This is a genomic window from Paenibacillus sp. OK076, assembly GCF_900110055.1.
Lineage (GTDB): Bacteria > Bacillota > Bacilli > Paenibacillales > Paenibacillaceae > Paenibacillus.
In genome coordinates this window covers 2,391,687-2,417,841 of the sequence record NZ_FOCH01000001.1, presented here as the reverse complement: position 1 = coordinate 2,417,841, position 26,155 = coordinate 2,391,687, and the positions used below count along the sequence as shown (strand labels likewise).

Annotated in this window: 24 protein-coding genes; 6 read left to right on the top strand and 18 right to left on the bottom strand. The window is 46.1% G+C overall.

Features of this window, described 5'->3' with window-relative positions; all coding sequences use genetic code 11:
- Window positions 1-74: 74 nt before the first annotated feature.
- The 5 genes from BMY78_RS10805 to BMY78_RS10780 all read right to left on the bottom strand — a co-directional run bounded on the left by BMY78_RS10805 (window position 75) and on the right by BMY78_RS10780 (window position 6,567).
- Window positions 75-2,726 (bottom strand): ABC transporter permease, encoded by a 2,652-nt coding sequence (locus tag BMY78_RS10805; RefSeq protein WP_090897894.1) that lies wholly within the window; start codon window positions 2,724-2,726, stop codon window positions 75-77.
- Complete coding sequence (locus BMY78_RS10800) at window positions 2,719-3,408, bottom strand: ABC transporter ATP-binding protein (protein WP_090897891.1); 690 nt, start codon at window positions 3,406-3,408, stop codon at window positions 2,719-2,721. Before BMY78_RS10800 ends, BMY78_RS10805 begins: the two co-directional genes overlap by 8 nt.
- Window positions 3,409-3,506: 98 nt before the next feature.
- Window positions 3,507-4,766 (bottom strand): HAMP domain-containing sensor histidine kinase, encoded by a 1,260-nt coding sequence (locus tag BMY78_RS10795; RefSeq protein ID WP_090897888.1) that lies wholly within the window; start codon window positions 4,764-4,766, stop codon window positions 3,507-3,509.
- On the bottom strand, window positions 4,766-5,467 hold the full coding sequence (locus tag BMY78_RS10790; protein ID WP_090897885.1) for a response regulator transcription factor: 702 nt from the start codon (window positions 5,465-5,467) through the stop codon (window positions 4,766-4,768). The genes BMY78_RS10795 and BMY78_RS10790 overlap by 1 nt, the downstream gene beginning before the upstream one ends.
- A gap of 359 nt (window positions 5,468-5,826) precedes the next feature.
- Window positions 5,827-6,567 carry a class I SAM-dependent methyltransferase gene (locus BMY78_RS10780; protein WP_256222050.1) on the bottom strand — a complete coding sequence of 247 codons (741 nt, stop codon included), beginning with the start codon at window positions 6,565-6,567 and terminating at the stop codon, window positions 5,827-5,829.
- Window positions 6,568-6,680: 113 nt separating this feature from the next.
- On the opposite strand from BMY78_RS10780, the gene BMY78_RS10775 reads away from it, so the two are divergent.
- The gene (locus BMY78_RS10775) at window positions 6,681-7,883 is read left to right on the top strand and encodes an MFS transporter (RefSeq protein ID WP_090897879.1); all 1,203 of its coding nucleotides are present in this window, start codon (window positions 6,681-6,683) and stop codon (window positions 7,881-7,883) included.
- Window positions 7,876-8,517, top strand: coding sequence for a TetR/AcrR family transcriptional regulator (locus BMY78_RS10770; protein WP_090897876.1), 642 nt, complete (start codon window positions 7,876-7,878; stop codon window positions 8,515-8,517). The genes BMY78_RS10775 and BMY78_RS10770 overlap by 8 nt, the downstream gene beginning before the upstream one ends.
- 198 nt (window positions 8,518-8,715) lie before the next feature.
- Here BMY78_RS10770 and BMY78_RS10765 read toward each other — a convergent pair whose 3' ends face one another.
- From BMY78_RS10765 to fba, 10 genes are all read right to left on the bottom strand, one after another.
- The gene (locus tag BMY78_RS10765; RefSeq protein ID WP_090897873.1) at window positions 8,716-9,345 is read right to left on the bottom strand and encodes a hypothetical protein; all 630 of its coding nucleotides are present in this window, start codon (window positions 9,343-9,345) and stop codon (window positions 8,716-8,718) included.
- A 339-nt stretch (window positions 9,346-9,684) separates the two neighbouring features.
- Window positions 9,685-11,232 (bottom strand): right-handed parallel beta-helix repeat-containing protein, encoded by a 1,548-nt coding sequence (locus tag BMY78_RS10760; protein WP_090897870.1) that lies wholly within the window; start codon window positions 11,230-11,232, stop codon window positions 9,685-9,687.
- A 50-nt stretch (window positions 11,233-11,282) separates the two neighbouring features.
- Window positions 11,283-12,239 (bottom strand): carbohydrate kinase family protein, encoded by a 957-nt coding sequence (locus tag BMY78_RS10755; protein WP_090897867.1) that lies wholly within the window; start codon window positions 12,237-12,239, stop codon window positions 11,283-11,285.
- A complete protein-coding gene (gene melA, locus BMY78_RS10750) occupies window positions 12,236-13,537 on the bottom strand; it encodes an alpha-galactosidase (protein ID WP_090897864.1) in 1,302 nt (433 codons plus the stop codon). Before melA ends, BMY78_RS10755 begins: the two co-directional genes overlap by 4 nt.
- A gap of 18 nt (window positions 13,538-13,555) precedes the next feature.
- Window positions 13,556-14,380, bottom strand: a complete 825-nt coding sequence (locus tag BMY78_RS10745; RefSeq protein WP_076288557.1) for a carbohydrate ABC transporter permease — start codon at window positions 14,378-14,380, stop codon at window positions 13,556-13,558.
- 22 nt (window positions 14,381-14,402) lie between these two features.
- Window positions 14,403-15,338, bottom strand: a complete 936-nt coding sequence (locus BMY78_RS10740; protein ID WP_090897861.1) for a carbohydrate ABC transporter permease — start codon at window positions 15,336-15,338, stop codon at window positions 14,403-14,405.
- 15 nt (window positions 15,339-15,353) lie between these two features.
- Window positions 15,354-16,646: an ABC transporter substrate-binding protein gene (locus BMY78_RS10735; RefSeq protein ID WP_090897858.1), complete on the bottom strand. Its 1,293-nt coding sequence runs from the start codon at window positions 16,644-16,646 to the stop codon at window positions 15,354-15,356.
- A 70-nt stretch (window positions 16,647-16,716) separates the two neighbouring features.
- Entirely contained in the window at window positions 16,717-17,517 is an 801-nt protein-coding gene (locus BMY78_RS10730) for a DeoR/GlpR family DNA-binding transcription regulator (RefSeq protein WP_090897855.1), read from the bottom strand.
- Between the two features lie 184 nt (window positions 17,518-17,701).
- A complete protein-coding gene (locus BMY78_RS10725) occupies window positions 17,702-18,664 on the bottom strand; it encodes a 1-phosphofructokinase family hexose kinase (protein ID WP_090902309.1) in 963 nt (320 codons plus the stop codon).
- A complete protein-coding gene (gene fba, locus BMY78_RS10720) occupies window positions 18,628-19,494 on the bottom strand; it encodes a class II fructose-1,6-bisphosphate aldolase (protein WP_090897852.1) in 867 nt (288 codons plus the stop codon). The genes BMY78_RS10725 and fba overlap by 37 nt, the downstream gene beginning before the upstream one ends.
- Before the next feature lie 280 nt (window positions 19,495-19,774).
- Here fba and BMY78_RS10715 point away from each other — a divergent pair, with 280 nt between their 5' ends.
- Together BMY78_RS10715 and BMY78_RS10710 are read left to right on the top strand one after the other, a co-directional pair.
- On the top strand, window positions 19,775-20,818 hold the full coding sequence (locus tag BMY78_RS10715; protein ID WP_090897849.1) for an SIS domain-containing protein: 1,044 nt from the start codon (window positions 19,775-19,777) through the stop codon (window positions 20,816-20,818).
- Between the two features lie 224 nt (window positions 20,819-21,042).
- Window positions 21,043-21,894, top strand: a complete 852-nt coding sequence (locus BMY78_RS10710; protein ID WP_090897846.1) for an aldo/keto reductase — start codon at window positions 21,043-21,045, stop codon at window positions 21,892-21,894.
- 69 nt (window positions 21,895-21,963) lie between these two features.
- On the opposite strand, the gene BMY78_RS10705 is transcribed toward BMY78_RS10710, so the two are convergent.
- Together BMY78_RS10705 and BMY78_RS10700 are read right to left on the bottom strand one after the other, a co-directional pair.
- Window positions 21,964-22,419: a hypothetical protein gene (locus BMY78_RS10705; protein WP_339852364.1), complete on the bottom strand. Its 456-nt coding sequence runs from the start codon at window positions 22,417-22,419 to the stop codon at window positions 21,964-21,966.
- A 264-nt stretch (window positions 22,420-22,683) separates the two neighbouring features.
- Entirely contained in the window at window positions 22,684-23,598 is a 915-nt protein-coding gene (locus tag BMY78_RS10700) for an arginase family protein (protein ID WP_090897842.1), read from the bottom strand.
- Window positions 23,599-23,703: 105 nt separating this feature from the next.
- On the opposite strand from BMY78_RS10700, the gene BMY78_RS10695 reads away from it, so the two are divergent.
- Window positions 23,704-24,066, top strand: a complete 363-nt coding sequence (locus tag BMY78_RS10695) for a winged helix-turn-helix transcriptional regulator (RefSeq protein ID WP_090897839.1) — start codon at window positions 23,704-23,706, stop codon at window positions 24,064-24,066.
- Complete coding sequence (locus BMY78_RS10690; RefSeq protein ID WP_090897836.1) at window positions 24,059-24,442, top strand: winged helix-turn-helix transcriptional regulator; 384 nt, start codon at window positions 24,059-24,061, stop codon at window positions 24,440-24,442. Before BMY78_RS10695 ends, BMY78_RS10690 begins: the two co-directional genes overlap by 8 nt.
- A gap of 81 nt (window positions 24,443-24,523) precedes the next feature.
- Here BMY78_RS10690 and BMY78_RS10685 read toward each other — a convergent pair whose 3' ends face one another.
- Window positions 24,524-25,954: a hypothetical protein gene (locus tag BMY78_RS10685; protein WP_090897833.1), complete on the bottom strand. Its 1,431-nt coding sequence runs from the start codon at window positions 25,952-25,954 to the stop codon at window positions 24,524-24,526.
- Window positions 25,955-26,155 lie beyond the last annotated feature (201 nt).

Here is a 26,155-nt window from a genome sequence, read left to right as displayed (position 1 = left end):
GTTATTTTTTTTGAAGAACCGCCCAGTGAATGATCGCCAATGACATGCTCTAGCAGACAGGTTTTCAACAAGGTCTAGTTTTCCCCGCGTAACCCGTCAGTAATTTTAACACGGCCTAGTCGTCTCAATGGCCAGTAGGACGCCATCAGCGTGGCGGCGATGGCACCCAAGCTGGCCATGCCGATGCTGCTCCAGGGTATGACCCATTCCAGCTGTACAGCATTTCTCATCAGATAGGCCACCCCATAGCTCAAACCTGTTCCCAGGAGGCTTCCATAAACTGCTGCGAAGACACCGTAAAACACTCCTTCCAGGAGAACCATCTTACCAATCTCCCTTTGAGTCATACCAATTGCCTTCAATACGGCAAATTCTTTTGTTCTAAGAATAAGATTGGTGCTGACGGTATTTAAAATGTTCAGAAAGGCAATCGCGACTATTACACCGATAAAGCCATACAGGAATATATCCAAGGTCTTGGCGTCGTTTTGGTCTTGTTTCATTTCTTCTACCCGATCACGATAACTATAGGCTGCATCCTTCTGGACAAGGCTTTTGAGATAACTGGTAATGGGCTTGTTGTCTGCCTCCGGATTAGCCTGAATTAATATTCTGCCATAGGAATTATCACCAGTGATGTTCTCTATCACCTGGGGTGTCGTTATCCATTCAAGAACTGCACTTTCCCCATATCCCTTGGAGAGCGGCTCTTTATCTGCTATTCCCACAACGGTAAGCATCTTGTATTCCCGATCTCCTTCCAGAGATCGTACTGGAATCCGGTCCCCTACCTTGAAGCGGGTTTGATCAATGATCATACGCTTTCCTTGTTCTGTTGTCATGCTGATTTTTTGGATTACGATGACACCATTTTCATCGTTCATTTGGCTTACATTAATGCTTCCCGAAGTCAATTTAGTTCGAAGTTCATGAAGTCCGTTAATGCCGTAAGACACCAGATAGTTGTTGTCTGTCCGATATCCGTTCTCCTTTTCAACCGTGTACATCCCCTTCCGATCCTTGTAATACTCAGGGTTCACCTTTTCTTTTGGAATGATCGCCTGAACCTGATGATTATAAAATGTATAGGCTTGGTCAACCGCATCAAGTGTGGTCATATTGGTGTACACAGCGTTCGGGATGCGTTTGGACGCCCCCTCATACTCCAGCGAATAGGAGTAATCAATGCCGGATGCGGATGTTGTCTCCAGATAACTCGCCAGCCCACTGAATACGATATACAACACGATGCTAATGATCATGGAGAATGCCGTGATCCGAAATCTTTTTTTGTTACGCCGTATATTTCTGCTGGCGAAGCGTCCTTCGAAACCCAGCCATCGGCTACTCATATAAGATTGGCGCTTGAAGCTACCCGGTTCTATTACCGTACTACCCGAGGCTTTCAGGGCTTCAAGTGGTGAAACGCTGGAAGCCATCTTGGCGGGTCCAAGGGCTGACACATAAACAGTCAATAATCCTAACCCCGCTGCAGCAACCATAACGGGTAGTGAAACAATCATATGCATATCGTTCAAGAAGCCTAACGTCAGCAGGCTGATATTATAAAACAACACTTTCATGAGAATCGTTCCTGTAAATAAACCGATGGGAATCGCAACTAAACTAAGAATGGCTGCTTCCTTCAATACGATCTTGCGAATCTGATCTGGTGTTGCACCAATACACCGAAGCATCCCGAATTGTGATATGCGCTCCAGCACCGAAATATGGAACGTATTATATATGACTGCGCTCGTGCATCCCATAATAATGAGAACAATTGCTGAAAATGCGAGAAGCGAGCTTTGGTTAACATTTTTATAGGTACTCTTTCCATACAGCTTCAGCAACTCATTATTAAATTCGATGCTTGCATTCTTGCTGACCGCTTCCCGATTCAATGCCTGGGCAGCACCCTGATCAACTTTTCCCCAAGCCAGGGATGAAAGAATGGCCTCACTCTTCTCGCGAATGTTGTCCATTGATTTCATGGTGGCATAGATAAAATACGTTTTGGACGGATCTGTCTTTTGATGATCGTCATACGTAATGGCTGAATAGATAAAGGTTGACGACCATGTCACATTTTTGGCAGGCTTCATAATCCCTACAACGGTATACTTCTGTTTGGTTCGCGGCTGGAACTTCTCATCCAGATCCCAACCGTAATCACCGATTGTATTAGCACTCTTCACCTTTCCAGTGGAAGCCACAAGCCGATCACCGAGGTTCAGCGTGATGTTGTCGCCGATTGTCGGCTTGGAAGCAAAATACTCCAGACTCCAGGATGACAATATAATTTCATTATCTTTTTGAGGCAAACGGCCGCTCTCCAGCTGAATCTGCAGCTTATTCATCGCCTCTGAATCGTATCCTTTGACATTTAAATAGCGATAAGGCGCAGAAAACGGATTTTCCTTTTTCTCTTTTTCACTTGTAGAACTAATCGCTGCATAACCGACGCGGTGAAGGACGCCTGCACTGCCTATAACAGCGTGGTTGATAATACGGGAAACGTCCTTCCCAGGAACTCCCTTGAATGAAACCTCATAATCCCCGTATTCCTGTGTTGTCTGTCGTATCAGCTTGTCCTGATAACTAATGGCGAGTGTTCCGACAGCGGTGAGAAGCGTTACCGATAAAATGATTCCGACAATGGTAAGTATGGAACGTTTTTTCTGACCGAGCAGATATTTCTCCGTAAGTCTCGTATACTTATGCATCGTGCTTGCCCCCGGATTGCTGCATCAGAACTCCATCTTTAATGTTTACGATTCGATCGGCTCTTTGGGCGACATTGGAATCGTGCGTAATCATGATCAGCGTTTGATTATATTTCCGGACTGAGAAGGTGAGCAAATCGACGATCTCTTTACTGTTTTTGCTGTCCAGATTACCTGTAGGTTCATCAGCCAGAATGATGGATGGTTTGTTAATCAAGGCTCGACCAATAGCTGTACGTTGCTGCTGCCCGCCAGACAACTGGTTTGGCAGATGAAGTTTTCTGTCACTCAGACCGAGTACGTTCATTAATTCGTCTGCGTAGCTTTCGTCCGTTTTTTTGTTGTCGAGCAGCATCGGCAGCTTGATGTTTTCTTCAGCACTCAATACCGGAATCAGGTTATAGGCCTGAAAAATAAATCCAATTTTGCGTCTTCTGAATATAGCCAGATCTTTCTCACCAAGAGAATACAAATCTGTGTTATCAATGATCACTTGACCACCAGTTGGGCGATCCACACCACCAAGCAGGTGCAGTAAAGAACTTTTCCCCGAACCACTGGCACCAACAATGGCGACAAATTCCCCCCGTTCAACCGTTAAGTTGATATTCTTCAATGCTTCGACCCTTGCATCGTTGCTTCCGTATGTTTTGCATAAATCATGGGTCTTTAAAATTTCCAAGACATGTGCCTCCTTTAGAGTTGTGAATGTTTGCTGTAACTTATATTAGTTATTATAGGCACGGAAGCTTACGTTAAAGTGAAGAGGAAGCTTACGTTTTAGTAAGCTTCCTCTTCATGCACAGTTTTAATGAATGTAATTCTGAATTCGGAACCCTTCCCGGGTTCACTCGATACCGAGATGGTGCCTCCCAGACCTTCAATAATTGATTTGGTCAGGGATAGACCGACTCCTGTACTATGCGGCTTGGCGTTGCTCCTCCCTCGGTAAAATCTGGTGAATACATTGGGTATCTCCTCCGGTTTGATGCCTTCCCCTTCATCCCGAATGACGATTGAATCAAACAATGAATCCTCTTCCAGTGTAATATACACCTTGCCCGACACCGGGGAGTGTTCAAGCGCATTTTTGGTCAGATTGATGATGGCCTCGGTTAACCATTCTTCATCCGCGTGCAGGAACATCTCTTCCCCGCCCCGAATGAGAATGGTCTGTTCCTTTTGTTCTGCCAAGGCATGCAAAGATAACGCCGTTGACTCGACAATGTCTTTTGGTCTGACCTTTTGCTTGTGAAAAACAATTGCACCCGCTTCCACCCTTGCCAGCTTCAACAAGCTGATGATCAGCCACTCCATGCGCTCAATCTGTTGCCTGCTTCGCTCCAGAAAAATTTTTCTTGTCTCCAATTTCATTTCGGAATTATCCAGCATGTTTTCATTAAAAATAAGCAGGGATGCCAAAGGTGTTTTGAGTTGATGCGATATATCCGTGAGCAGATGGCTTAGAAATGTTTTCTCCTGTTTAAGCTGCTCCACACTATGACTCAGTCTGCCTGCCATCAGATTGAAGCTGTGGCCAAGCGCACTGAGATCCCCCTCCATGCTTTCCGGTAAGGAAGTATCAAAGCGACCTTCAACGACCTGCTCTGCTGCAAACGCAACATTGCGAATTTTGCAAAAAAGTTTGCGGTACTCCCAAAATAAAAGCAACAATACAGGGATACCAAACAGAAAACAGATCACTGCAGCATTCACAGGCAATCTTGTGCCAGAGAGTGCAGGCTGATCTTGAATCGTCATCTGTTCCGTATACCCGTATTGGGACAATATCCGTTTACCCAGTGCAATGTCCTTTTCATTCGCACCCTGAGTAACATGATGAATGAGCTGTGGTTCCAGCTGGGGCTCCTTGCTCAGGACTTGTCCAACGAAGGCTGCCTGTTGATGAACAATGGCATCATTGATTTTTTGAAGCTGAACGTTCATCAGAAAATATACGCATAATGCCAAAAAAAGCTGCAATATGATCAACTTGGCGGCGACAGACTTCCATTCCGGATTACGGATCACTTCATGCATCAGCTGTATACTCCTGTCGTTTCAGCATTCCATTTGTATCCAACGCCGCGAATCGTAACAATATATTGAGGTGCAGCGGGAGTCTGCTCCACTTTTTCCCTAAGTCTTCGAATGTGCACCGACAACGTATTGTCGTCAATGAATTCGCCGGAGACATCCCATAATTTTTCAAGGATTGAGGTTCTGCTGCAGATTTGCTTTGGGTTGGACATCAGCATCAGGAGCAGCCGAAACTCCATGCTGGTCAGCAAAACTTCCTTTTTATTTTTGAGAACGGCCCCTTCAAGGACCCGAACTTCAAATTCACCGGACCTCCATATATTCGACTTCTGTTCAGGGTGAGGATGACGCCGCAAAACCGCTTTGATTCTGGAAAGCAATTCCTTGGTGCGGATCGGCTTGGTCATGTAATCGTCTGCACCCAGATCGAGTCCCGCGACCACGTTGGTTTCTTCGTCCAGTGCAGTCAGAAAAATAATAGGAACCTGAGAATCCATGCGAATATCCCTGCACAATTCATATCCTGTTCCATCAGGCAAATTAATGTCCAGCAGAATAATATCCACTTCCGTCTGTGCGAGCGCAGCTCTGGCTTCCTTCAGGCTTCCGGCATGAACGACCTCATAACCTTCATTCGTCAAGGTATACTCTATCCCGAATACAAAATTTTCGTCATCTTCTACAAGTAAGATGCGTTTCATCCAAACACCCCCATTATAGCGTAACCTTATCTATCCAAGCGTATGTGCTCAATCATTCTACTAAATGGACATATTGAATTTCAAGAGACGGAATGTCTACGTGCTTTTGAAATACATACATTGGTGTTCAACACAAAAAGACAACCGATGCGATGCCACGCATGGATTGTCTGACAGGAAGAATTATAGAATGAGCAGTCCAGACCTATCGTATACACACGTTCAGAAACAAGTGACAATTTTTCATTCACGGGCCGCAAATTTATGAAATCCATCGCTTCAACAAACGAGATACAACCGCATTTTTATATTGTCATGTCAAACCTTTCCCTTTCTTCTTATGTAATCTCAATTCAACTTTATACTTTCCTGCATACGCTGATCACTAGCGGGCTTGATGGTTCAAAAGATGTTTTATCCCAGTTCGCATATTGATGTTCTACGATAAAGCCATGGCTTGTCAGCAGATGCTGAAGGGCCTTGTTATCCGTAAAGCGGCAGGCAATTCGAGATATGGTTTTGCGGTGTCCCCAATCCCGAATCGTAACCCAGTGCATGATCTGCTTCCCCGCATCATAGGTTTGGGTTCCGGATACCTTGACGGTGACGCCATCCGTATCGACAAACGTGCCCCAACTCTCTTCTTCCTCGTCAGACAAATCATTGCCTTCCGGGTTTCTCATCTCAAAAACAAATATGCCGCCAGGCTCCAGATGGGCATAAACGGTTTGCAGCAACGCAATCTGATCCTCATCGCTCAGAAATGCCTGAAATGCGTTTCCTGTCAAATAAATCATGGAAAAGCGCTGATCAGATTCAAAGGTCCGAGCATCTGCTTCAATAAATTCAACCGGCAGATCCTTCGCTTTGTGCCGCGCATAAGCCAGCATGGGCTCTACGATATCCACACCGGTTATCTGAATGCCCGCTTCGGCTAAATAAATGGTGGTTAATCCGGTTCCGCAAGCAAGCTCAAGCACGTTCCCCGGATGGCTCTTTGCCAACTCAAGGAAAAAGTCATACTTGCCGGTCTCACCGCCAAATTCCAGATCATAGTTCATGGGCTCCTGGTATTCTTCCAGATTGTTGTGGTCAATCAATAAGTTTCACCCTTCTTCCAAAAAAATGTATTTACAACTGGGATTATAGCATATTATGATGGTTTACAGATTGTAAAGGTTAACACTGTGTAAACAAAGGAGAATGTTTCATCATGAGTTCACTACCCAAGTCCGTCCGATTCCCGCTTTTTATTCTCATGTTAAATCTGTTCATTGCCTTATTGGGGCAAGGCATGTTGATCCCCATATTGCCTGAGTACCTTAAGCTTTTTCATGCAGGAGGTACGGTTGCCGGATTTTTGGTAGCTGCATTCGGAGCTGCTCAATTCCTCTTCTCTCCACTCGGAGGACAATGGGCTGATCGCTTTGGACGAAAAAAATTGATTATGGCCGGCATGTTTCTTGTTGTTGTGTCGGATATCATATTTGCATTGTCCACCTCCCTGCCTCTCCTCTATATCGCACGTTTCATCGGCGGAATCAGTCTGGGTTTGATGGTTCCGGCCAATCTGGCCTATGTTGCCGACATTACAACACCGGAGACCCGGGCAAAGGGCATGGGTTATTTCGGTGCCGCCATGAACCTCGGTATGGTGCTTGGACCCGGTCTTGGCGGCTTGATTGCGGAGATGGGTGTGCGCATGCCCTATTTCTTTGCTGCCGGATTGGGACTTGTTGCAGCCTTGCTCACGCTGCTGCTTCCTGAGACACTTCCGCCTGAGAAAAGGACGAGCTCTCATTCGAAAGGGAAAGGGTTCGCTATCGGAAAACAATTCTGGAGTTCATTCCAGGTTCCCTATTTTGGCTACTTGTTGATTATTCTGGTGATGACCTTTGGTCTGATGAGCTACGAGACGGTCTTCTCTCTTTTTGCCGAGCATAAATACGGCTTTAATGCTTCAACCATCTCCATCATCATTACGATGGGAGCGATCATTGGTATTGTAGTGCAAATTTGGCTGCTGGACTTCATTGTGAAAAGAATGGGAGAGATCAAGCTCATTCGCCTGTCCTTAATCATTACACCCATTGCGCTCTTGCTGATGTTAATTAAGGTCAACCTGCTGTTCTTGTTATTCGCATCGGCACTGTATTTTGCTTTTAATGCTTTTTTGCGGCCGACAGTCAGCTCGCTTATTTCCAAAAACGCAGGAGATCGACAAGGATATGCATCCGGATTAAATACAACCTATTCCAGTCTTGGTACGGTGTTCGGCCCTCTGGTAGCCGGTCTGCTGTTTGACAAAAACGTGAACTTCCCGTATATTTTTGGTGCCATTATGCTTCTGGCCGCATGTTCCCTTACGTTGAAAGCACATCGTTCCAGGAAAGGACTGCCCTATACAAGTGAATGAAAACTGGCATCAGCAGATAAAGAACCAACATCGTGATGATCTGATTGAAGCAGGCAAGGAGCTCTTTTTGAAGTACGGATTGCTTCAGGTGAAAATCAAGGACGTATGTACCAAGGCGGAGCTTAGCCGAGTGACGTTCTACAAACATTTTCAATCGATGGATGAGCTGCTGCTTACGGTACAGATGCAGCTGGTTGAGAAATTAACGGATCATGTCAGGCATGCCGCTATCCCGAATGAGAATGGTCGTGAGCAGCTTGCAGCTATGTTGAACGCGTGGGTCCATTTTGCACAGAATCATCCCGACCATATACGCTTTATTCAATTATTTGATATTAATTATGAGGTTTATGATTTTCATCCGGAGTTAAGAGAAGTGTATGACCGTTTCACCCATAACGGTAAGGAAAATCACTTCCTGCTGGGGGCACTAACTACAGGGATTGCTGATGGCAGCATCCAAAATCCCTCCCCTCCGCTCAAGCTTGCACAGTTTATTTTCACGGTGATGATGGGCATGCTTCAGAAAATGGTTACAAGCCGCTCCAATGACCTTTACCCTCCGGATGATCAGATGACGGAGCAATTGGTGCATATGCTGCTGCATTATGCGTGTAACGAGGATCAGAGATAAGAATGACAGGAAGATACGGAATCAAAATGATTCACAGAAAGAACAGTCAGGTAAACTGCACTGAATTAGAATGTACAAAAGAAGCCCTTCACGAAATGGTTGCATGACACGTCCATGCTACAAAGGAAGGGCTTCTTTCAATTGTTGAGAGCGCAACTGTACTAGACTCTTCATAATGCGGTTCTTTGATGGTACGTGTTATTCTTCTGCATAACATCTTTCATACTCTTTAACCAGCATATAACGCTGGGCACCGTTGGTGGCACTCACTGCTTCCTCAGCGTGCTGAATGGCCATCTCACGATGACCTAATTTACGTTCAATTTCGGCCAGCAGTGCAGATTGCATCCATCGTCTTCTAATGGATTTCAGGTGCTCCCTGGCTTGCTCACCCATCCCTTCTTCTATAAGTAGACATGTTTCGTAATATGTACGATAATCGGATCTGCGCATATTGGGTACGGCTTGCCGAACAATAAACATATCCTTGCGATAAACACCGTAAGCTGCCTGATATATCGCTTGCATTGATTTATTCGTTGAATTGTTTCTGAGTTTCTCCATCGTGATTTCGACTTCTTCATCAAGTCTGTTGGCAGTCACATAATAAAAATAGATATAGGGTTTATAATGATTTCTTCGTAAAAAATTCTCTACACGATCCATCCTTTTTTCCCAAGCCATGGGATACCAAACGTAAATGGTAAAAGCAATAAGAGTGGTAGCAAGCATCATGCCTGCGACCAGAAAAATCGATTGTCCATTCCACAGCATCACAAGGCCAAAGACAAATAAAGCAGCATAATACACAACTTCCCGCCTATCCATTTCTATCTTCACCTCCCTCCAACATCCATATTAAATAAGCATCTAGTATATCAGAATAAACTCCGCAATTGTATAAATTTAGGTGGCCCATGTATTAGCATCAATCACAGGGACAAATATGATCGTTGCACCATTAAAAATGAGTTGGATTTGGTTAGGTTCCAACCCATTTGTTTCTCCGTTGCACAAAAAAACGAGCAGGCCACATAGGTGACCTGCCCGTTAACTTATTGAATCAGCGGACAAAAATGGATCCGTTCGTTAAATGAGACAGTCGTAATCGAACAGGGTTTGTCCACCATGGATACTTGTATCTTTCCATTCGTTCGATTATAAGTCTCACTCGTAAGCACCGATATTCACGGCAGCTCCCTGTACTCTCGGTTTCCCCTCAATATCCAGTGTTCCGATAATGGCATTGTCCGTGTTCCCGGCATCAATCGCTGGAGATGAAGATTGAAGATGGAAATCGTATGCTGAAGCATTCACAAATTTGGGATCAATGAACAAGGAATGCGCGTCATTGCCAGTTCCCGTTTTATAAGCGGAGAATCCTGTATAATCTTTATTTTTCCATGTCCAGCTCGCTCCATTACTGCCGCCAGGGGCGAAATAAAGATTATAATCCACAACGTTTCCGGAATTCTTGGTGTATTCATTGTAAATCAATACATCTGTGGAGCTGGCTACGAAAATGTTGTTCTTAATTACGTTGTTTTGCGTGTCATACTGAACGAAAAGCTGGCCGCTGCCATCGCCAAGCGTATCATTTTTGTATACGGTATTGTTAACGATCTTACAGTTTACTGTGGAGCCGCGTTTGGTATCATACCCGCCCATCGCAATGCCGGTGAGTCGGTTGTTGTAGACTGCGTTGCTGCGAACAGTAATATTGCTGGTGGATTTACCGGCGTGCTCGGACGCAATCTCGATACCGATATCATTGTTGTAGCTGTAGTTCTGTTCAATAATACTGTCCTTGCCACCATCGACATAAATGCCATCGGCCGCATTACTGTTATTCGGAAGTGACTTTCCATAAGAAGGATTATTGTTTGAAGAGATATTGTAGACCTTGTTCCCCTTCACGAGTCCATTCCGTACCTGATCGTTAGCCGTATTCGGTGCTTTCCCCTCAAAACCGATGAGATCAATACCGATGTTGTCGTTATCGTGAATGACATTATTCGTCACCGAGAAGGTGTCCACGTTCCCGTTAAGAACCAGCGATTCGCTGGAGCCGAGCACGAGATTGTACAGTTCATTACCATTAATCGTAATATCGTGGATGGAGTCCGGTGCCTTTGTACCATATACGGCGATCCCATGTGCATCACGACCCAACAGATCACTGCCAGTTGGAGTGGCTGTGTTCTTGATATCATGGACTTTGTTGCCCGACAAATTGATGAAGCTGCCTGATCCGTGAACATAAATGCCTACGGGCATGACGTCCTTGGTAGCTGTAGTATAATTGCGAATTTCAAATCCCTGAAGGGTAACGTAATTTACATCGGTCAGGTCAATCAACCCTTCAATCCCACTAACCGAAAGTCCTGTGCCATCAATAATCGGAGTCTCCGTGCCATCGTTAGTGAATACAATCGGTCCCTGTGAAGCGGAGCCTGAGCGGGTGATCTTCAGCTTCTGGTTGTACACGCCGCCACGAACATGCACTGTACTGCCTGCTGGAACAGCATCCGCTGCGTGCTGAAGGGTCTTCCATGGCGCGCTGCTTGTTCCCGCATTGGAGTCATTTCCGTTTGTCGCCACGTAGTAATCCGTACCTGCTGCACCAGCAGATGAGGACCATTCAATTCCTGAAACCAAACCTATCCCTACTGCCATACTTAATCCCACCAGCAATGTTTTACCGAATTTCAACATATCCTCAGCTCCCTTTGATCCATTTGGTTGTGTTAGATTAAAATCAGGATTTATTGTTCATGTTCAGCCTGCAAAAGAAGCACAGATTCCATCGTCGGCAGGCTTCCTGTGCCACCAATGCCAAGTGTGGACAATGCTCCACATGCATTGGCAAATTGCAGCAGTTCACCGCTTCGCATCCCAAGCAAGTATCCATATATGATGCCTGCGTTGAAACAGTCGCCTGCTCCAGTCGTATCGACTGGGGTCAACGTGTAAGATCTGGCCGATATTGTACTTTCGTCCAGTTCGCGTAGTGTAGCACCTTTTGACCCTTGTTTGACCGCTACAATTCCTGCCACAGCAGGAAGCATGGAATCAAGCACATGGCTTACCCCGTCGGCAGGGAAAATGTGCAGCAGTTCATCCTCACTGGGAATAAACAAATCCGTCACGGTCAGCAGTGAACTTATCCCTTCTCGGTCCCATTGATTGGATACATCCCAGCCGGTATCAAAAGACGTGCTGATTCCATCTGCCCGCAATCTTGTAAAGAGCTCTCTCCAATGAGGTCTCATTCCATCCTGCAAATAATAGGAACCAAAATGAAGATGCGTGGCCTGCTGCAACAGCGAGTCTGGAATATAATCCGGTTTCAACAACGGGATGCTTCCAGCGTATGTTAGCAACCCGCGGTCGTCAGGTGTGGAGAGCGAGAGGGTTACCCCTGTCTTGATGCCAGACAATCGCGTTACATGCTCTGTATTCACGCCCATACGCTGCAGCTCAGCTATACAGAATTTGCCGAAATCGTCATCTCCCACTACGCTAACGAATCTCACATCCGCTCCCAGGCTTGCCAGCGCACAGGCCGTTATTGCTGAAGAGGAACCAAGTACTATCTCGAAGCCATCAACCATTTTCTCCCGATTCCATTCCGGCATGACATCCGTTCCCGATACAATAACGTCTACATTTAGCTCGCCAGCGATGACAACAACGGGACTTGTTTGCTGTCTCTGCATCATTTCAATACCGGAACAAATCCCTGTTCCGCCTCATACAGTTCATCGAACATACTTCCGATCTCCTCCAGGGAGCATACGGCAGCAGTTAGCGGGTCGAGCATCAGTGCATGACGAGCCATTTCCCTGTCGCCCCTCCGCACAGATTCCACAGCCAGATCAAAAAAAGCCATGTTCGAGCGGCACAATGCGGCCAAATGCTCGGGCAATCTTCCAAAGCGACAAGGTTGAATGCCTTTCCCATCAACGAGACAGGCCACTTCCACCACACCATCAGCCTGTAGATTTTCAATCAACCCCCGGTTGGGAACATTACCATAAATGACCTTCGGCTCATTCTTCAATACTGCTTCGATGATCGTGGCTGCATATTCATTGCTGGATTTCAGCTCAAGCGGTGCCGTTCCTTCAAGCTGTGAAACGATCTGCTCATCATTCTCTCTCCGCCAGATCGGCCAGTTGTCAGCGTAGAACCCCGTAGCTCCGTTATAACCTGTATTGCAGTGCTTGTCGATAAGCGATTGGCGTTTGCGGTAATACGGGATATATTCCGAGAAATGGCCGCTGGATTCCGAGACGAAAGCACCCAGGTATTTCATCGCATCGAAGCGGACCGGGTCCTGCCGCAGCAGCTCAGGAGTTTGAATGTTCTCCAGCAGTACAGGATACAGATCCCTCCCGGCGTGCGACAGTTCCACAAACCAGGACATGTGGTTAATGCCTCCGGCTTTCCATGACATCTCTTCATAAGGAACTCCGGCATATTCGGCCAGTTGAGCCGACGTATTCTGAATGGAGTGGCATAGTCCCACTACCGGGATATCCGTAATGCGGGAAGTCAGGAGTGTAACCGCGGACATCGGGTTGGTATAGTTCAGAATGATGCAGTCTGGGCAGAGCGCTTCGATATCCCGTACGATCTCCATCCAGCTGGGAAGGGTACGGAGTGTCTTGAACAGTCCTCCAGGTCCCAGCGTATCACCAATGCACTGCTTTACCCCGTATTTCAGCGGAATTTCATATTCATAACGAACCGTCTTCAGCCCGCCTACTTCAATTTGGTTAATCACGAACTGTGAACCGCCGATGACCTCTCTGCGATCCGTAGAGGCAATCACCTCCCACGTCTTCCCTGTCCGTTCCACGATCTGAAGCACCAGCCTGCGTGCCAACTCAAGCCGCCGCTCGTCAATATCAACCAGGGCAATGGTGCCACCCTCCAAGCCTTCAATCAGCAGGATATCCATAGCGATCTCTCGCGTAAATGCACTGCCTGCTCCGATAATTGAGATTTTAGTCATAACTCTTCTCCTCACCCGTTATTTCATGCCCGTCATAGCTAGGCCTTTGATAAATTGCTTCTGGAAGATCAGGAACATTATAATAACCGGTATTGTAATCAGTACCGCAGCTGACATGACGACGTTGTAATTGACCTGGTGCGTTCCGTTAAAATAGACCAATGCCAGCGGAACGGTCATCTTGCTCTCATCATTTAATACAATCAGTGGCCACAGGTAGTTATTCCAGGAGTTCATAAACGTGAATATCCCCAACGCTGACAGCATCGGCAGAATAAGCGGCATAACGATGCGAAGCATCAGCCTGAATTCACCAGAACCGTCCATCCTCGCTGCCTCCAGCAGCTCCTGTGGAATCTCTTCTATGAATTGTTTAGCCAGAAATACACCGTAAGAACTGACCAGATTGGGCAAAATAATCGCCAGCAAATGGTTAACCAGTCCAAGCTCAGCAGTGATCAGATACGTGGGAATCATAATAACCTGAAAGGGAATCATCATGGTTGCCAGGATCAGAATGAACAGCAGTTTCTTGCCTTTAAACTGATGCTTGGCAAATACATATCCGGCTAGAGCGCTGGTAAACAGGGTGACCACCGTTATGATGACGGAAGTCACCAGACTGTTCAGCAGCCACGTAACAAACGGCGCCTCGCTAAAAACCGTTCGGTATCCGTCCAGACTCGGCTTACTTGGAAAAAAACCGCCGGAACCCGAGACGATGTCCATGTTACTTTTCAGCGATGACAGCACCATCCAGACATAAGGCAAAAGCATAACACAAGCTATAACTGCAAGAACTGCGATAGTAAACCCTTCCCACAGGCTGAATTTACGCGGCATCGGCTTCTTCTCCCCTCTCCTCTCAATGTTCCCATTGCGTGCGTCCCCATCGAAGTTGCAGCAGCGTCACAAGCAGAATGATCATTAGAAACACGGTTGCCATAGCAGATGCGTACCCCATATTGGAGCTGGAGAATGCCTGTTCATAGATTTGCAGTGACAGCACTCGTGTTTCGTTGAAGGGTCCGCCCTTGGTCATAATCTGAAATTGTGGGAAGGCCTGAAAATAGGAAACAACTGTCGTGATGGATACAAACAGCAACGTTCTGCGCAGCAGTGGCAGTGTGATGTGAAGAAAGACATGCCATCGGCCCGCCCCCTCCAGCGTTGCTGCTTCATAGTACATATCCGGGATGGAATCCAGTCCCGCAATGAAAAGAACGATATTATAGCCAATATCAGCCCACAAGGTCATCATGATGACGGAGTAGAGCGCATAATGCGGATCACTGAGCCACTGGATCGGCGCCATATTCAGCTTAGCGAGAATCATGTTGAACAAGCCGTCATTGTAATTGAACATGGTATTCCATACGATGGCCGTTCCCGCCAGCGGAGCGATCGTGGGAAGAAAGAATACGGTCCGAAAGCCATTTTTAAGCCACGGGATACGGACTCGCTGAATCGCTGAAGCAATTAAAAGCGTAATGACAATGTTGATCAATACAGCGATAAATACAAATTTGAAGGTTACCCACAGTGACTTCAGAAAGATGGAATCCTGGAACATGCGGATATAGTTCTCCGCCCCCACAAATATCGCGTTTGAGCTGAGCGGGTCATACTTGAATGCGGACAAGCCCAGGCTCCACGCGATGGGAAGGAAAGCAAACACCCCGAACAGAAGCAAGATCGGTACGAGTGAGATGATGATGAACCTTCGTTTTGCCCTGTAAGCTGTTGACTTTACCGCTGGGTTAACCTTGTCCGCCTTGTTGGTAGATATAGCAGTACTCATGCCCCAGCACCCCTATCACTTATGTTGATCCTGATTATTGTTGATCGTCTGTTCGATATTCGCCAATCCGTCCTCGACACTCTGCTTTCCACTGGCCATCAGCTGGAAATTGTCGTTAACCTGCTTGAAGAAGAAATCTCGGTCTGCTATAGGCCCGATCCATTGACCCAACGCCAATATGTCCAGCGAAGGCTTTAGATGAGGATTGTTCTTCAGAAACTCCGGGTTTTCGGCAATTTCTTTTTTGGCTGGAACGGTAAAAGTGTCCGTATTCCATGTCGAGAGATTGTCCTTCTCCGAGATGAATTGGATGAAATCAAGTGCAGCCTCCTGCTGTTTGCTTTTCTTGGACACCGCAAGCCCCCAACCGGATTCGGCAGCAAAAACGGGCGGATTTTCCGTAAAGGAAGGTACCGAAACGTATTCAAAATCATCAACCTTATAGTTGTTCTGTCCCGCAGCAATCGTCCAGGGACCGCGATAGGTCATGGCTGATTTCCCCTGAAAAAAATAGTCAGAGGTATCCAGCTCACCGCCAAAAGTGGTTAAATCCGTAACTTGATCATCGGCCACGAGCGAGACCAGGGTGGACATCGCTTTCTCCGCCTCCGGTGAGTGGAAATTAACATGTCCGTCTTCACCCATAAAAGTTGCGCCTTGCTGCAAAATAAGGGATAAGAAAGTAAATGTAATATTGTCTGCTGATACAAAATCGAAGCCTTTGACTTTGATGACATTGTTCTCGCGGACAGTCAATTTTTTGGCGTAATCCACAAGCTCTGTCCAGTTGGACGGTGCGTGATCGAAGCCTTGGTCTTTGAGCATCTGCGGGTGAATCAGCATGCCACCGTTCTCAATGTTGTATTCAAGTGGCAGCCCGTATAGCTTGTTATCCCGCAAATATCCCCCCAAGGGGGCATCATAGTACTCTTTTTTCACATTTTCACTATCAGGGATTTCGACAAGCAGATCGTTCTTGGAATATTCGGGTACCCACGTGCCGAAAAATTCGGCAATATCGGGTGGTTTTTTCGCGGAGAATGAGGCTTTCAGCTTCTGGCTGTATACATCATATGGAAAGGTCTGATACTCGATCGTTATATCGGGGTGCAAGGTCTGGTATTTGGATATTAATTTCTTGTATGCGCCCACAATGGCGTCTTCCTGATGACTCCAAAAGACCAGCTTCACCTTGCCTTGCGGGTCTGCGGATGTATCGCCGCCGGATGAGGAGGAGCTGGAACAGCCCGCTTCAGCGAATACAACACAAACCATCGCAATGATTAGCATAAACTTGGAAAAATGCATTCGCATATCCTCCCTTGTCCTGCAAATTAGCCAGCATATGAAGGGAAGGGCGTTTGAGTTTTACGCGTATTTATATAGAAGCAATGGGGTCTGTCGCTGTATGTATTGCAATCTGATGCTCCCGGCACGCCTGCTCAAACCATCCCTCCGGCTGTTTATTCGTAATTACCCCTGTCACCTGTGTTAAGGGAGCAATCGTAAACAAAGCACTTTTCTCAATCTTGCTTTGATCGAATACAGCATAAACTTCGCTGGAACGTTCCATTGTTAATTGGGCAATACGAGCTTCAAGCTCGGAATGCATCGAAAAGCCGAAATTTTGCGTTACTCCGTCCACCCCGAGAAACATTTTCGTAATGTTAATTTTGTCGATCACACTTTCTGCCAGCGGACCGCATAACTCGTAGCTTTTGGAACGCATAACGCCGCCAATAACCACGACCTGAATATCTTCGGCATCAGCCAATTCATAAGCGATATTCACCGCGTTGGTGACAATCGTAATATTACGTTGCTTTTTGAGTGCTTTCGCAATAAAGAACGTCGTTGTACCTCCCGTCAGGCAGATAATGTCTCCCTCTTTAACAAGGGATGCGGCCGTGGCAGCGATCCGTTCCTTATCCATCCGTCGGAAATCGCGTTTCGCTGCAAAAGGCAGCTCCGATACCGCCGACGTCAGACCCCCTTCATATATGGCTCCCCCATTTGTTCGAATAATCTCGCCCGCTTTTTCAAGTGCGTCCAAATCTCTTCTTGCGGTTGCTTCCGAGCAGCCAACCGTCTGGACAATCTCTTGCAGCGATATTTTTCCATGCGATTTAATCAGTTCCAATGTTTGTGCTCTGCGCAGTTCACCCTTTGAATATTGCATAAGTCTCTCCTTTAATATGTCTGGGCCTGCATGATATCCGTTAACTTCAGCCCGTGCTAGCTCTATTGTGTAGGATGAAAGGATGGATTGCAATATGTCGACGTGAACTGCATCCCATAAGAAAAGCATCTCTCTAACGGTTATTCATGAGGGATATGAAGCCAATTTTCCAAACCTTCAATCATCATAAAGGTATAATTTGCACCTGATGTTCGTACTCCTCAAAGAGAACATAGTCGATGTCACCTGCTTTGGAAGACATTGCATTCGCAGCAGCAGCAGCGACAGCCGTACGCAGTCTGGATTCGGCCGAATCGCCGCGCTCTCCTGCATATGCCATGCCGGCAACAAAAGAGTCTCCGCAACCTACCGTATTCACAGGCTGAATGGATGGCGGCTTCACCATATATGCTTTTCCGTTTAAAATAGCCAAAGCACCGTCACTGCCGAGTGTTATGCACACCTCGTCAATGCCTTGATCCGCCAACATGTGCGCTGCACGGACCCATTCGTGTACGTCTCTCGGCTTCTGCCCCAGCCACTCGGCCAGTTCCAGCTCATTTGGCTTCACGAAATGGGGCGTTGCACTCAGCCCAATGCTGAAACTTGTTCCACCTGTATCCAGAAAGGCTCTCGCGCCTGCTGAACGGACAATACAAATCAGTTCTGCGTACAATGTGTCCGGTGCACCTGGGGGTAAGCTTCCAGACATAATAACTGCACTAGACTGGATGGCGAGCTCCTGTACTTTTTCCTTGATCGCTTCAACTTCAGCTTCTGACATATTTGGACCCTGCCCAAGCAGCTCGGTAGAGGTACCACTGGAATCATCCACAATGTTGAGGCAGACTCGTGAGTCTCCCGCTGATTGGATAAAAGCAGTCGGTATCCCCCGTTCAGTCAGATTTCTCTCAATAAATACACCGTTATTACCGGCAATAATGCCTGTAGCTGTGACTTCACCGCCGAGCTGCCGGATCACCTTGGCTACGTTATTGCCTTTGCCACCTGGCTCATTAACCTGTCTTGTCACCCGATGCACTTGACCTACGCCAAACTGGTCAACGTACAACGTCCGGTCGATGGCCGCATGGAGTGTGACCGTGGTAATCATCGGACTACGCCGGCTTTGCCAGTGCTTCCACATAACCGTATTTTCTCCATGGCAAGCCGTTTAACTGCTTCCTTCGCCGGAGCCATGTATTTACGTGGATCATTCTCTTCCGGATGGATTACAAATACATCTTTGATAGCTTCGGAAAAAGCAATACGCAGCTCTGTGGCTATGTTTACCTTGGACATCCCCAGTGCAACCGCCCGATGAATCTGTTCAGCTGGAATGCCCGAACCACCGTGCAGTACCAAAGGAACCGATACTCGATTCGCAATGCTTTCAATTCGTTCAAAATCTATGTTCGGCTTTCCTTTATAAATACCGTGTGCGGTTCCGATCGCAGGAGCGAGGGTCGTTACGCCGGTGCGTTCAACAAACTGCATGCAATCTTCCGGATCGGCCAGGGAAGCATGCTGTTCCTCAACGACAATATCATCCTCAACGCCGCCGACCTTGCCAAGCTCCGCCTCCACGTTTACGCCAGATGCCTGGGCAACCTCCATTACTTTACGAGTTAGGTTCACGTTGTCTTCAAAAGGATACATGGATGCATCGATCATAACGGAGGTATAACCTGCTCGTATGCATCGGATAATCGTTGAAAAATCAGTGCAGTGATCCAAATGAAGTGCGATGGGGATATCCGTTAAGTCCGATGCGGTCTTAGCCGCATGAGCAATGTAATCCGGACCCAAGTGATTGACTGTGCCCACCGTAGTTTGAATAATGAGCGGTGATTCGGTTTCTACAGCCGCTTCAACGACAGCCTGAAGCATCTCCAGGGTATGAACGTTAAATGCAGCGATGGCGTAATGGTCCCTGCGAGCGGTTTGCAGCATTTCAGTGGACGAGATCAGTGGCATATCCATTCCCCCTTTTAAGGTTTCGTCGCTCGCGACGATTTGAACGATCCTGCACCTCCCTTCACGGGTCAGATGAGACTGGGAAACATTTGATAATTTCTAGCTTGTGATCATAATAATCTTTTTATTTGATTAAATCAATCATTATTTTGGAAAACTATTGCAATTCAGTGGGTTATAAAGGCATAATTATGATTAACACAATCATTTAAATATATATTTGATCGAAAAGATCACAAACTGAAGTTATCAATCTAAACCATTCCCGGGAGGTATTTTTATGAGTTTGACGTATCGTGAAGTAAAAGAACAATATAAGGCCCTGCAGCAGACCTACAACTATGTACTGGCCAAGCGCACGGAATTTACTGCCTTTGTCCAAGCGCAAGGGATTACCTCTGTAACCCTTGTTGGCGCCGGGTCCAGCTATTGCTTGAGCGAAGCGGCTGCTTTTTCCTTCCGTTTGCGTGCCGGCCTGCCTGCAATGTCACTTGCCGCCGGTGATCTCATGCTCCATGCAGACCGCTATCGTCCCATGCTGGAGGGCAGCCTGATCATAGCGCCGTCACGATCTGGCAGTACGAGTGAGGTCGTTGAAGCGCTGCGTTTACTCCAGTCCGATCAACGTATTCCTTTATTAACGATTTCTTGTGTAACGGACTCGCCGTTATCCAAAAGCGCCGACTTCCCTCTGGAACTGCCCTGGGCTTTTGACCATAGCGTTTGCCAGACCCGCACCGTAACCAATCTGTATGCAGCCAATCTGCTGCTTGCCGCTTTTCTTGCTGGTGATGAGGAGCTGATTATCGATATGCAGGAAGCGATTCATCAAGGTGAAGCCTACATGGCACGTGTAGAGGACAGTATCCGCCGCGTCTCCGACTTCAATTGGACGAACGCAGTCCTGCTCGCAGACGGTGAACTTCAAGGGCTGGCAGCCGAGGGTGCCATCGCTCTGACCGAGATTGCCAAGACACATGCCCACGCATACCATCTTCTTGACGTTCGGCACGGGCCTATGGTCACTGTGGGTTCGGATACTTTAGTGATCGCCGCCTTGTCGGACAGTGGTATGGAGCATCAGCGCAATCTGTTGAGAGATATTAAGGAGCGTGGAGCCACCATTATTACGTTTGCCGATCGGGCTATGGGCATCCCGCAGGAGTTCATCGACCTTGAGATCACAACTAGTCATCCGCTTAATACAGCGGTACGGGGGATCCCATTCATTTTCATCTCGCAAATCGCTGCTTTGGCAAATGCCGAACGCCATGGTATTAACCCAGATCAACCCGATGGGCTGGTGGCCTGGGTCAAGCTGTAAACAGAAAAGTTAGCTCTTTCGATTGGCTTGGTCGGTTGAAAAATGGGAATTTCAGAGGGAGATGCAAAGACTTCTATTCGAGCAGAATAGAAGTCTTTTACTTGAAGGTCAAAAATCAATTTTATACGTCCTGTGAGATAATTAGGCAAACATTTGGTATGAATGATATAACGCTAGAAGTATGATTGGGTACATAATAAACCTATAAGAAGGAGGGCTTTAACATGGAAAAAGTAATACTTAACAATGGTGTAGAGATGCCCATTATGGGTTTTGGTGTTTATCAAATTGCAGATCAAAATGAATGCGAACAAAGCGTTTATGATGCCATTATGGCAGGATATCGCCTGATTGATACAGCTGCCTCGTATCTAAATGAAGAAGCCGTTGGTCGAGCTATTAAACGAAGTGGCGTACCAAGAGAAGAGTTATTTATCACTACGAAACTTTGGGTTCAGGATACCGGATATGAAAATACTAAAAAAGCATTCGAGAAATCTCTGGAACGATTGCAATTGGATGTGCTGGACCTGTATTTAATTCATCAGCCATTTGGGGATGTGCATGGCTCTTGGCGCGCTATGGAGGAATTATATCGTGAAGGAAAGGTCCATGCCATTGGAGTTAGCAACTTCCAGATGGATCGTCTGATCGATCTAATCATTCATAATGAGGTAATTCCTGCGGTAAACCAGGTTGAAACGCACCCTTTCAATCAACAAATCGAGAGTGCTGCATTTATGAAAGAGAATCATGTTCAGATTCAATCCTGGGCGCCTTTTGCTGAAGGCAGAAATGATCTGTTCCAGAATGAAGTGTTAGTATCCATCGCGAAAAAAGTAAATAAATCCGTTGCTCAGGTCGTATTACGCTGGTTGACACAAAGAGAAATCGTGGTCATTCCGAAGTCTGTTCGTAAAGAGAGAATTGTTGAGAACTTCAATATCTTTGACTTTGAATTAAGCCAAAATGATATGGAATCGATTACTGCATTAGATACGAAGCAGAGTCTGTTCTTTTCTCATAACGACCCAGAAATGGTGAAATGGCTTGGTACACGTAAACTTGATATCTGACCCTGTATATTGATAAAAAAGTCGCCATTTCTGGCGACTTTTTGTGTTCATGCCATACTCAACGGTTTACTACAACCCAATAAACATATTTCTGCTGAACGGTCCCCAATTTCCACCGGAAAAACCAGATTCACCCTCCAAATTGACAAAGCATGGAAGCAAAATATAAAGTACTCCCATAGTCGCGTTAACGTTGAAGGTTATAACAAATCTCGTTTTGGAATTATTAATAGGAGTTATCATCCCCCGATCAGCGCGAATCGAATTATCTTTCGTGATGGCTTCTCCCATTCCTACACTGGCTATATCCGATGGACTAGACATGTTACTTCTTATCCAATAGTTCGATATGTTGGTTGCTGATGCTAAATCCGCTGGCTGATCGTACGTCACTACAATCTGATTGGATGCGACTTGCCTAACCTCCACAACTACAGGATGAGGAATCATGGCTTCCCTTTCTCTCCCGCCCACGTTCTCGATCCAATAAGGATGTGCTGTATTCGAATGATGATTAATTGACATAAGATTAAATACCTCCATGACTGACTTCAATAGTCATTTGTCCTGAGATAATGTATGTAGGTGAATGACCAATGGTGTCTTACAAAGCACCCCAGATCACCAGCCATAGCTTCAAATCCTCAGCACCCCAATGTTATTTAAGGTTTTATCTCACGTACAGTCACCAAAAAATACACTTCACACAATGATAAAGTGTTTAGTGTATTTTGGGGTCAGCCTATTACTCTAATATAATAATTGGGTTGATGAGTATATGAAATCATATTATTTATTTAAAATAGGTATTTCACCCAGCAAGTTTTTCAAGTTAATTGAATCCCATGGCATATGCTCGGTTATACCCAATCCCACGACATCAGCTTCTTCCGATAGTTCTTTGAGCAAGTGAAGGAGCTGAGGGATTTGCAAGCTTCCCGCAGGAGAGAACATATACGGTCCTTCAGGATTCGCGAATAACAAGGAGCGAAAAGCCTTTGGATCAAGCACATCTAGATCCAGGTGAATAGCCAGATGTTTAATGCCACTCTCTTTGATCCACTCTTTGATGGATGCTGTACTTTTCGTTAATTCTTCGGCTCCGGCAGTTTTTATGCCAAGTCTTTGAATCATTTCAGTATCTGATTCTGCAGTCGTTATACCTAATCGTTCAAACGCTTCTGAGATCACTTCTCCCTCCTGTTCTGTAGGTGTCGCCAACCCTGCGATAAAGACATTTTCAGGTTTCAAAGGGATTTTTACATGTTTTGCAAACTCCTCATCCCCTTCTCCCAAAAGATTCCCCAGAGGTAGCGTATGTCCGTTATCATATCCCTTATAACCAACCAAATCACTGTGCGCATCGATCCAGATCAAGCCTAATTCTCCATGATACCGTTCGTTTAAATAGGCAAACGGAGCTTGTTCGACCAAGCAGTCTCCGCCAAACATAACGATGCGGTCAGGCTTGTGAGCATAAATAATATGCTCGGCTGCTTCCAATTGTTCAATGAGCTGTTTTCTCCCATTTATACCGTTCTCATTTTCCAGTGGAGTTCCATCATATGCTTGTACAGGAACTTGAATCAGGGGTTGATCATTATCAGGAGCCAGCCAGGCAAGCAGTTCCGCCCCAAAAGAGTAGTTAGGATTATTCCCCCCTTGCCATTGGGGCATTAACAGACGTATTGTTTTTTGATTCATGTTTTTCTCTCCTTTACTTCAAAGTAAGGTTAGTATAAACTGAACGCAAATCAAAAAGTAGTACGCACTATTATGACAGGTACTACCCGAAAGGATAGCATAAATATGAGCATGGCTGAATATCACGGCAAGGTTAAACATATTCAAGATACGCCTTTTGGCTATACATTGTCTGTCATTGGCGGCAAATGGAAGATGGTCATTATTTATCTTTTGGCAGAAAACCAACCGGTACGCTTTAATGAACTGAAAAGACAAATTGGAGCAATTACCTTTAAAACACTGAGTTCTCAACTAAAAGAATTGGAAGCGGATGGTATGGTCGAACGGAAAGAGTATCCTCAAGTCCCGCCTAAAGTCGAGTACAGACTGACTGATAAAGCGGAAACGTTATTACCCGTTCTGGAAGGTTTATGTGAGTGGGGAGTACAAAACCAAAGTGAAAGAGATGTGTTGGAGGATGATTAACTTTAGAAATAAAACCTATCGCTGTACCTCGGAAATTGTCATGAGCTTACTTAGCGGCAAGTGGAAAATTTCTATACTCAATCACTTAACTAAAGGTCCCATTCGGTTTAATGAACTACAGCGACTTCTTCCGGACGCAACCCAACGCATGATTACGATGCAGCTCAGAATGCTTGAAAGCGACGGTCTGATTATTCGCAAGGTCTATCCGGTTGCACCAGCAAAAGTAGAATATTATTTGTCCGATCTGGGTGAGGAACTGGCCCCCATGCTGCAGATGTTGTGCAAATTTGGCACGACTTATATCGAGAAATTCCCCGACGAAGTATCCTGCGACAATGATGACTCTCGCCGCGACATCGTTAACGTAAATTAATGTATTCATAAATTTGACGGCAGCAGCTCTGTACGTATACGCTGCCGCCGTCATCTCATCTGTCATGAATGGTTTAAGGCATTACAACACCAGAAATTGCGTTCCATACCCCTTCCCAGAAACCAAAGCTGCTTCCAGCTCCTCTTGATCTCCTTTGTCCAATAACACCACATTTTCGGGATACAGCTTACCTAACAAAGCCCACTGTACAAGTTCATTTCCGCCTGTTGGTATGACATGGACTCCATTATCCGTATTTGTCACCAATCCGGAATACGACAGAATGTCTGCTACCTGATGAATACTGGTCGATGTTCGCTTCACAGCAGCATCCTTGGAATGGTTGTCCTTTTCAGGCCGATATGAAAATCGGTGTCCCCTGAAAAGCTGACCGAGATCCACACTAGATGATGCATGACCTTCTCTCTCCACACTGAAACGCACGGTTGTTCGATCTGACTCTGTATTCGGAAGCAACCGGGCGATGGATGGAAGATCACTTTGATCTTCTGAAATGTCAAGGTGATCCTTGCTGCCAGGTATACCCGTTCTTGCTTCGTTACGTGGTGCTGCATAATAATCGTCATATTCATATTCGAATGAGATGGCAACTATATCTTGTGTCTCTTCAGTCTTAATGGTTTGTACCGGATGCCACTTGAGAAGATAACGTGTAGCCTCGCCAGCCGACTCTCCCAAGCCAGCTGGCAATATGGTCCCCAAAGGATATTGAAAGCCGTAACCAGCAGAGGTCAAACCTGAGCTAAGCACACTCTGTGCATACTGGACAATCCCCTTGTGAGTTAATTCCTTCCCGAGCAATTGAGTTAAAAAGACTTTACGGGCAGGCTCCAGAAAACGTAATCCTTTGAATTGTGTGTGTTCCTTGACTTCAAACGGGACTTGTTCCCAATTGGCAAAGGGAAGTAATGCATCCCGCAGCAATACAAATTGGTGCAAGTATTCATTATATAACTGCATAACTCTTGGTCCCCCAGCAGGTCCCCAAACCTGAGCAATTGCTTCCGGTATTAGGGTATGACCGTAGCAATGACTTCTAAATTCCAGTTCTCCAAGGGTTTCCGGTCCATATTGCGCCAGTGCCCTCTTTTCAGTATTAATCTCTCTTGCCCAGAGGACCAATTGTTCACCAATGCGTGCCGCCTGTGCCGTAATTTCAACACCCGCTTTATCCTTCAAAGCTAAAGGTCCAAGCGGTAGTGATGAAAGATCACCGGAGATCGCCAAATTGGCTTGAAGGCTATCCAATAACACCGAAGGATCACCGCTTATCGGTTCACCCAGCTGAACCAGTATTGCCTCAAGCAGTTTATCCAGCTCTATGACGACCTCTTTTGCTCTATATATGCCGTCAGGCAATTTCCAATCCAAAGCCCCATTCTCGCGTGATCTAATCGAGTCCTGTGAATATGCTCCAATGTGGGACTCAACATCTATTTCATTTCCCCATACGATCCGTTTATCTTTCAAGTGAAGCTGATATGCTGGCATGTTCCCCACCCCTTCAGTACGATTTTATATCGAACGACGATTCAACTTGCCCTTCGAATGTTAGATTATCAGGTGTCCTGATCGTTGAACAGTACGCACTTTTTTGTATGATCCGATCATTTTTGTATCGTAGGATACTTTTTGATCCTGCAAAATAAAGGGTGGATTTGTACGACAAACAATGCATCACATTTCCGATCC

What these genes read in the sequence shown, in the direction of transcription:
- BMY78_RS10805 (WP_090897894.1), bottom strand. Translation starts at nt 2,726, where the DNA reads ATGCATAAGTATACGAGACTTACGGAGAAATATCTGCTCGGTCAGAAA.
- BMY78_RS10795 (WP_090897888.1), bottom strand. Translation starts at nt 4,766, where the DNA reads ATGCATGAAGTGATCCGTAATCCGGAATGGAAGTCTGTCGCCGCCAAG.
- BMY78_RS10790 (WP_090897885.1), bottom strand. Translation starts at nt 5,467, where the DNA reads ATGAAACGCATCTTACTTGTAGAAGATGACGAAAATTTTGTATTCGGG.
- BMY78_RS10775 (WP_090897879.1), top strand. Translation starts at nt 6,681, where the DNA reads ATGAGTTCACTACCCAAGTCCGTCCGATTCCCGCTTTTTATTCTCATG.
- BMY78_RS10765 (WP_090897873.1), bottom strand. Translation starts at nt 9,345, where the DNA reads ATGGATAGGCGGGAAGTTGTGTATTATGCTGCTTTATTTGTCTTTGGC.
- BMY78_RS10760 (WP_090897870.1), bottom strand. Translation starts at nt 11,232, where the DNA reads ATGTTGAAATTCGGTAAAACATTGCTGGTGGGATTAAGTATGGCAGTA.
- BMY78_RS10755 (WP_090897867.1), bottom strand. Translation starts at nt 12,239, where the DNA reads ATGATGCAGAGACAGCAAACAAGTCCCGTTGTTGTCATCGCTGGCGAG.
- melA (WP_090897864.1), bottom strand. Translation starts at nt 13,537, where the DNA reads ATGACTAAAATCTCAATTATCGGAGCAGGCAGTGCATTTACGCGAGAG.
- BMY78_RS10745 (WP_076288557.1), bottom strand. Translation starts at nt 14,380, where the DNA reads ATGCCGCGTAAATTCAGCCTGTGGGAAGGGTTTACTATCGCAGTTCTT.
- BMY78_RS10740 (WP_090897861.1), bottom strand. Translation starts at nt 15,338, where the DNA reads ATGAGTACTGCTATATCTACCAACAAGGCGGACAAGGTTAACCCAGCG.
- BMY78_RS10735 (WP_090897858.1), bottom strand. Translation starts at nt 16,646, where the DNA reads ATGCATTTTTCCAAGTTTATGCTAATCATTGCGATGGTTTGTGTTGTA.
- BMY78_RS10730 (WP_090897855.1), bottom strand. Translation starts at nt 17,517, where the DNA reads ATGCAATATTCAAAGGGTGAACTGCGCAGAGCACAAACATTGGAACTG.
- BMY78_RS10725 (WP_090902309.1), bottom strand. Translation starts at nt 18,664, where the DNA reads ATGTGGAAGCACTGGCAAAGCCGGCGTAGTCCGATGATTACCACGGTC.
- fba (WP_090897852.1), bottom strand. Translation starts at nt 19,494, where the DNA reads ATGCCACTGATCTCGTCCACTGAAATGCTGCAAACCGCTCGCAGGGAC.
- BMY78_RS10715 (WP_090897849.1), top strand. Translation starts at nt 19,775, where the DNA reads ATGAGTTTGACGTATCGTGAAGTAAAAGAACAATATAAGGCCCTGCAG.
- BMY78_RS10710 (WP_090897846.1), top strand. Translation starts at nt 21,043, where the DNA reads ATGGAAAAAGTAATACTTAACAATGGTGTAGAGATGCCCATTATGGGT.
- BMY78_RS10705 (WP_339852364.1), bottom strand. Translation starts at nt 22,419, where the DNA reads ATGTCAATTAATCATCATTCGAATACAGCACATCCTTATTGGATCGAG.
- BMY78_RS10700 (WP_090897842.1), bottom strand. Translation starts at nt 23,598, where the DNA reads ATGAATCAAAAAACAATACGTCTGTTAATGCCCCAATGGCAAGGGGGG.
- BMY78_RS10695 (WP_090897839.1), top strand. Translation starts at nt 23,704, where the DNA reads ATGAGCATGGCTGAATATCACGGCAAGGTTAAACATATTCAAGATACG.
- BMY78_RS10690 (WP_090897836.1), top strand. Translation starts at nt 24,059, where the DNA reads ATGATTAACTTTAGAAATAAAACCTATCGCTGTACCTCGGAAATTGTC.
- BMY78_RS10685 (WP_090897833.1), bottom strand. Translation starts at nt 25,954, where the DNA reads ATGCCAGCATATCAGCTTCACTTGAAAGATAAACGGATCGTATGGGGA.